Origin of the sequence: Streptomyces griseorubiginosus, assembly GCF_017614965.1 — a bacterium.
Taxonomy (GTDB): Bacteria; Actinomycetota; Actinomycetes; order Streptomycetales; family Streptomycetaceae; genus Streptomyces; species Streptomyces griseorubiginosus_B.
Window position 1 is genome coordinate 1 of the sequence record NZ_WVUG01000445.1, and the last position, 5,566, is coordinate 5,566.

6 protein-coding genes and 2 tRNA genes are annotated in these 5,566 nt (G+C 68.2%); 5 read left to right on the forward strand and 3 right to left on the reverse strand.

Features of this window, described 5'->3' with window-relative positions:
- The first annotated feature begins 296 nt into the window (after window positions 1-296).
- The 3 genes from GRC12_RS41405 (at window position 297) to GRC12_RS41410 (ending at window position 1,583) form a co-directional block, all read left to right on the forward strand.
- Window positions 297-390: transfer RNA gene (locus GRC12_RS41405), tRNA-Ser, on the forward strand.
- An 854-nt stretch (window positions 391-1,244) separates the two neighbouring features.
- Entirely contained in the window at window positions 1,245-1,373 is a 129-nt protein-coding gene (locus tag GRC12_RS46610; RefSeq protein ID WP_280117594.1) for a hypothetical protein, read from the forward strand.
- Between the two features lie 137 nt (window positions 1,374-1,510).
- Window positions 1,511-1,583, forward strand: a tRNA-Arg gene (locus GRC12_RS41410).
- 418 nt (window positions 1,584-2,001) lie between these two features.
- Here GRC12_RS41410 and GRC12_RS41415 read toward each other — a convergent pair.
- On the reverse strand, window positions 2,002-2,463 hold the full coding sequence (locus tag GRC12_RS41415; RefSeq protein WP_208785607.1) for a MarR family winged helix-turn-helix transcriptional regulator: 462 nt from the start codon (window positions 2,461-2,463) through the stop codon (window positions 2,002-2,004).
- 64 nt (window positions 2,464-2,527) lie between these two features.
- On the opposite strand from GRC12_RS41415, the gene GRC12_RS41420 reads away from it, so the two are divergent.
- Window positions 2,528-2,896 carry a VOC family protein gene (locus GRC12_RS41420; RefSeq protein WP_208785608.1) on the forward strand — a complete coding sequence of 123 codons (369 nt, stop codon included), beginning with the start codon at window positions 2,528-2,530 and terminating at the stop codon, window positions 2,894-2,896.
- 228 nt (window positions 2,897-3,124) lie between these two features.
- Here GRC12_RS41420 and GRC12_RS41425 read toward each other — a convergent pair whose 3' ends face one another.
- Window positions 3,125-3,706, reverse strand: a complete 582-nt coding sequence (locus tag GRC12_RS41425; RefSeq protein ID WP_208785609.1) for an NADPH-dependent FMN reductase — start codon at window positions 3,704-3,706, stop codon at window positions 3,125-3,127.
- 84 nt (window positions 3,707-3,790) lie between these two features.
- On the opposite strand from GRC12_RS41425, the gene GRC12_RS41430 reads away from it, so the two are divergent.
- Window positions 3,791-4,315, forward strand: a complete 525-nt coding sequence (locus tag GRC12_RS41430; RefSeq protein WP_208785610.1) for a MarR family winged helix-turn-helix transcriptional regulator — start codon at window positions 3,791-3,793, stop codon at window positions 4,313-4,315.
- A gap of 90 nt (window positions 4,316-4,405) precedes the next feature.
- Here GRC12_RS41430 and GRC12_RS41435 read toward each other — a convergent pair whose 3' ends face one another.
- Entirely contained in the window at window positions 4,406-5,236 is an 831-nt protein-coding gene (locus GRC12_RS41435) for an alpha/beta fold hydrolase (protein ID WP_208785611.1), read from the reverse strand.
- Window positions 5,237-5,566 lie beyond the last annotated feature (330 nt).

The window sequence follows — 5,566 nt, forward strand, 5'->3', positions numbered from 1 at the left end:
GGGGAACGAGGGTCCGGGACGCGCTCTCGGCGTGCGCGACGACGGGCAGGGCGCAGGACGCGACGGCGGCCGCCGTGGCCGCGCCGGCGGCGAGGAGCCGGGCGAGCCGGAGGCCGCTGAGGTTCATGGGGGACATGACCTGACCAACGCGGGGCGCACCCGGAGGTTGCGAAAGGGCATTAAGGGCTTTGCTCTGCGGGCGGGCTGCCTAGTACCGTGGAGGCCGATTGGTGACAGCACGCTCGACTGTGTCATCATCTGCACGCACCACTCGCGCAGGCGCGGGAGGTTGTGCTGGAGGCGTCGCCTAGTCCGGTCTATGGCGCCGCACTGCTAATGCGGTTTGGGCCTTAAAGCCCATCGAGGGTTCAAATCCCTCCGCCTCCGCCATCTCACTCAGGGAGTCCATGCCGACGGCAGGACTCCCTGAGTCGTTTTCGCGGACAGATACGTACCGTTACGCGATGTATGCGCATATCCGCGGCGGCCAGCTCATCCGTGCCTCGGTCGAGATTCGCCGCAGGGGTCACGCACGCCGCTCGCGACGCGGGACGGGCCCCGGTGCAGCGCGACGAGGCGGAGCCCACTTTGGAACCGCGAGGAGGTGCTCCACCATGCGGGCGAGTACTCAAGGCGCTCCCCGAGCGGTCGGCGCTGCCGGAGTCCCGCGACCACGCCGAATGGCTCGGCTGGGGGAGGGTGTACGGGCAACCCGCAGCCATCCGGCCGCCACCGACCTGGTGCTGGAAGCCCTGGGACGCCTCAGCCGACACCGAGGGGGAGACCCGTATCAGCCACTGCCTGGCCCTGCCGGATCCGGCCCCCAGCCTCGACTCCGCCCTGGACCGGCTGCTCCCCCACCTCGAGAGCGCCGTGTGGCGGGCCCTGCCCAGCACCGCCGCCGCCCTCACCCCGACCAGGCCGAGGCCGCTGTTCGCTCTCATGGACGGCGAGGTGCAGTACGCCTCCGGCGTCGGCCGCATCAGCAACGCCTTTCCATGGTCGCCCAGCAGGTCTGCTACAGGAACCGGACGCGATCTTCTTCGCGGGCCGGAGAGCGAACCTCCGCGGTTTCGCAGAACCAGCGGGCCTGGCCAGCGAGCTGGGTACGGTGCTCTGCACCGCGCTGGCCCATCCCCAACTCCCCAACACGCTCTACAAGAAGCCCGAGAACCGCTACATCGGTTTCCTCGGCCTCCATCACCGGACCTTCGGTCGATGGCCAGGCGACGCTGGGTCACGACGTGGTGTGGGGAAACCTGAGCATCGCCGACCACCAGTCGGCTGGCGACGACGGCTCCGCCACCGTCAACCCCGAGATCCGACTGACCCCGCAGGGCCGCTACACCTTCGAACAGGCACTCATGCCCTAGCCCCGCTCGGAGACCGTTTCCGCAGGTCACAAGGGGTACAGCTAACGGATTTCACATGTCAGCGGCAGTCATGTAATGTTCTTCCTGTCGCCGCGAAGGGCCCGGAAGGGCAGGAAAGGGCGATAAAAACAGAACAAGCACTCGTAGCTTAACGGATAGAGCATCTGACTACGGATCAGAAGGTTGCAGGTTCGAATCCTGCCGAGTGCACACAGGTGAGAAGCCCCCGGAATCTTCCGGGGGCTTCTCGCATCTCGGGGGCGTGCGGCAACGGTTCCTCGACCCGTCGGTGCGCTTGCCGCCCATCGGTTGCGACAGCCTTCCCGGGTGCTCATCCTGGCTCTTCGTGCACATGTGGCCGGTCGGGGACTGTCCTGTCCGGCCTGCGCGGAGGACGTCGCCGGGGTCGAGTGAATCGTGGGCCATCCCGTGCCCGTACTGCTGCAGCGGATGTATCTCGAAGTCGGCAACGGCGGCTTCGGTCCGAAGAGGGTGCTGTCCCTCGCCGACGCGGATTGGCTGCACGGTGTGACGCGTGATGGGCGTTACGCGCACCGCGAGTTGGTGCGCCGGGATTGCCCGCGAGGGTGACAGGGCGCGGCAGAGGCCTGACGAAGTTCCGGAGCGGTTACGTCGTCGATGCCGGCGGCTCGGTGATTGAGGTGATGCATGTGCGGAGCAGGCGCCGCATCTGATCCTGTTCGTCGGTGTCCAGATCGGCCAGCATGTTCTGCTCGACGCGGCGAACCGCGGCGCTGGCCACCTCCAGCTGGCGGCGCCCGAGGTCGGTCAGCTCGGTCGGCAGGGCCCTGCCTACGGGTGCCCGTGCCGGACGGATGACGAGTCCCTGGCGTTCGAGCGACTGCAGAAGCACGTTCATCGACTGCCGGGTCACGAAGGCGCCGCGGGCCAGCTCGGAGTTGGACAGACCTGGCCGCTGGGCAAGCAGTTCCAGGCAGGAGTAGTGAGTGATCGTCATGCCCAGCGGGCTCAGCACGGCCTCCATTGCGGAGTGCAGGGCGCTCGCGGCCGCCTTGAGCATGTACCCCAGCGATGTATCCAGCTCGATTCCGGGCTCACCTTGACTCATGTCAGTAGTCTGACATACGGTGTTGAATGTCAGAAGACTGACATGCCTTTGGGAGGTAAGGATCGTGGCCGTCACCGGACCCGACTTCGTTTCACTGCAGGTGCGCGACCTGGAGCGCTCCGCCGCTTTCTACGAGGAGTACCTGGGGCTGAAGCGCTCCGCCGCCGGACCGCCGCACGCTGTCGTGTTCGACACCAAGCCGATCGCGTTCGCCGTCCGCGACGTCGTCCCGGGCGTCGACCTGGACGCGATCGCCCAGCCGGGCCAGGGGATGGCGCTGTGGCTGCACGCCACGGATGTGCAGGACATTCACGATGCTCTCGCCGACGCCGACGCGACGATCGTCTCGGCGCCCGTCGACGGGCCGTTCGGCCGCACTTTCACCTTCGCGGACCCCGACGGCTACCGGGTGACCCTCCACGACCGCGCCTGAGCCGGGCAGCCGGCCGCCTGGTCTCAGGTGTGGCGGGTGTCCTGAGCGGGTCCTTCAGGGTGGCAGGTTGGACGCTTTGGCGGGCCGCTCGTCGAAGTTCGGGCATGGAGAGAGCCTGGCGCCGTCTTGAGTCTTCGGCACGGAGGGATCCCGGCGCTTTGAGTCGTCGGCGCGGAGGGATCCCGGCGCTTCGAATCTTTGGCATGCAGGCGCGTCAGCCGAGGTCCGCTAGGTCGTCGCAGTCGCCGGCATCCCTCGTACCGTGCGCAGTGCGTTCGACCAGTTGGTCAGCTGGTCGAGCATCGTGGTGACCGAGGCCGCCAGGCCGTCGCCGGGGGTGAAGGTGCCGGAGGCGAAGGCGGGGAGCAGGGGGATGGCCGGCTGGGTGCGGACCGTGGCGATCTGGAGTTCGGCCAGGACGAGCCGCAGTGCCTCGGCGGCGCGGACCCCGGCCGCCCATCCGCCGTAGCTCACGATGCCGGCGGCCTTGTCGTTCCACTCCCGGTAGATGTAGTCCAGCGCGTTCTTGAGCGCCCCGGGGAAGGAGTGGTTGTACTCGGGGACGAGGAAGACGTAACCGTCGAAACCGTCGATCAGCTCGGCCCATGTGCGGGTGTGGGCGTGCTGGTACTGCTGGTGGTTCGGATTGCCGGGCTCGTCCAGGTTGCCTAGGTCGTGGTGGGCCAAGTCGATGAGTTCGTAGTCGGCGCCGCCGTGGGTGCGGGCGGTGTCGAGGAGCCAGGAGGCGATCTGGTCGCCGCGGCGTCCGGGCCTGGTGCTGCCGAGGATGATGCCGATACGGAGGGTCATGGCGCCCTTTCAGGAAGAGTTGACGTGACAACTCTAGGAGGGTTTGAGTTGTCACGTCAACTCTTCCCCGATAGCCTTGCCGTCATGGTGGAACCCGACGCGCTCGAGCCGGAGGAGTGGGATCTCTGGGACCGGTGGATGCACGCACAGCGCCTGCTCCTTCAGGAGATCGACCGGCGCCTGCAGGCCGAATTCGGTATCTCCAAGGCGGAGTTCAGCGTCCTCGTCACGCTGCTGAGGGCGCCCGGCCGTGAGGTGCGCGTCGTGGACATGGCGGAGTCGCTCGGCTGGGAGAAGAGCCGGGTCTCCCATCAGCTCACGCGCATGGAGAGCCGGGGGTTCGTGGTCCGTACCGAGAGCGGGGCCAGCGGGCGACGTACCGGGATCGGGCTGACACCGGAGGGGCGCCGCCTGGCGGAGAGCGCCGTCGTCGCGCACGCCGGCAACGTCCGCCGCTACTTCATCGATCAACTCGCGCCCGAGCAGGCCGCGGCCATCAGCGCATGGAGTGACCACATGATCGAGCGGCTCGAGCGGCTCGAGCAGCGGGGTGAACGGGGCGAACGGGGTGGCGCCGGTGCCGTGGGCGGTAGTGCCTCTCGCGCGTGAGGGGGCCTCCCGCGCGCGTGTGTGTGACGTCAGGTCCAGAAGCCCCGGAGCGGTGGTCCGGGGCCTCCGATGGTTTCAGGGGACGGGCCGTCAGGACTCGAGGAAGGCGAGGATGTCCGGGTTGAGGACGTCCGGATGGGTCGACAGCATGCCGTGCGGGAAGCCCTCGTAACTCTTGAGGGTGCCGTTCTTCAGGAGCTTCACGGTCAGCGGGGCCGAGTCGTCGTACGGGACGATCTGGTCGTCGGTGCCGTGGCAGACCAGGACCGGTACGTCGATCTGCTTGAGGTCCTCGGTGAAGTCGGTCTCCGAGAACGCCTTGATGCATTCGTAGTGGGCGTTGGCCGCGCCCATCATGCCCTGCCGCCACCAGTTGTCGATCAGCCCCTGCGACACCTGGGTGCCAGGGCGGTTGAAGCCGTAGAACGGGCCCGAGGGCACGTCGATGTAGAACTGGGCGCGGTTGGCGGCGAGGGCCTTACGGAAGCCGTCGAAGATCTCGATGGGCAGGCCGCCCGGGTTGCTCTCCGACTTGACCATGACGGGCGGTACGGCGCCCACCAGCACCGCCTTCGCGACACGGCCGGGCTTGGCGCGAGCGACGTAGCGGGCGACCTCGCCGCCGCCGGTGGAGTGGCCGACGTGGGCCGCGTCCCGCAGGTCGAGCGCGTCGGCGAGGGCGATCACGTCGGCGGCGTAGGTGTCCATGTCGTGGCCCGTGGCGGCCTGGCTCGAGCGTCCGTGCCCACGGCGGTCGTGGGCGATGACCCGGTAGCCGTGCGCCAGGAAGAACAACATCTGGTTGTCCCAGTCATCGGCGCTCAGGGGCCATCCGTGGTGGAAGACGACCGGCCGGCCGTCTCGCGGCCCCCAGTCCTTGTAGAAGATGGTGGTGCCGTCGTCGGTGGTGACTGTACCCATCGCTGATCCTCCGCTCGCCCGGGCGTGCTCCGGTGGCACAGAGGTGTGGGGGCACGCCGGGATCGACGAATTCACGCCCTGGGGCGCGGTCTGGACGTACCCGGACCACAGTACGCGCGGGCTGTGAACGCCACATCCTCAAACGGACATCCGTGCTCGAAGTGCGCGCGGCGGGGACGCGGGCCGCTGGGACCGCGGCGGGCCGGCCGAGTCGTCTGTCCTGGTGGGTCAGGACTTCGTGTCTGCCAGGCGTTGGAAGGCTCGGGTGGTGCGGGGGTGGGCGAGTTCGTCCAGGAGGTGACGCCATTCGGGGTCGGAGGGGTCCGGGTG

What these genes read in the sequence shown, in the direction of transcription:
- GRC12_RS41425 (WP_208785609.1), bottom strand. Translation starts at nt 3,706, where the DNA reads ATGACCCTCCGTATCGGCATCATCCTCGGCAGCACCAGGCCCGGACGC.
- GRC12_RS41415 (WP_208785607.1), bottom strand. Translation starts at nt 2,463, where the DNA reads ATGAGTCAAGGTGAGCCCGGAATCGAGCTGGATACATCGCTGGGGTAC.
- GRC12_RS41435 (WP_208785611.1), bottom strand. Translation starts at nt 5,236, where the DNA reads ATGGGTACAGTCACCACCGACGACGGCACCACCATCTTCTACAAGGAC.
- GRC12_RS41430 (WP_208785610.1), top strand. Translation starts at nt 3,791, where the DNA reads ATGGTGGAACCCGACGCGCTCGAGCCGGAGGAGTGGGATCTCTGGGAC.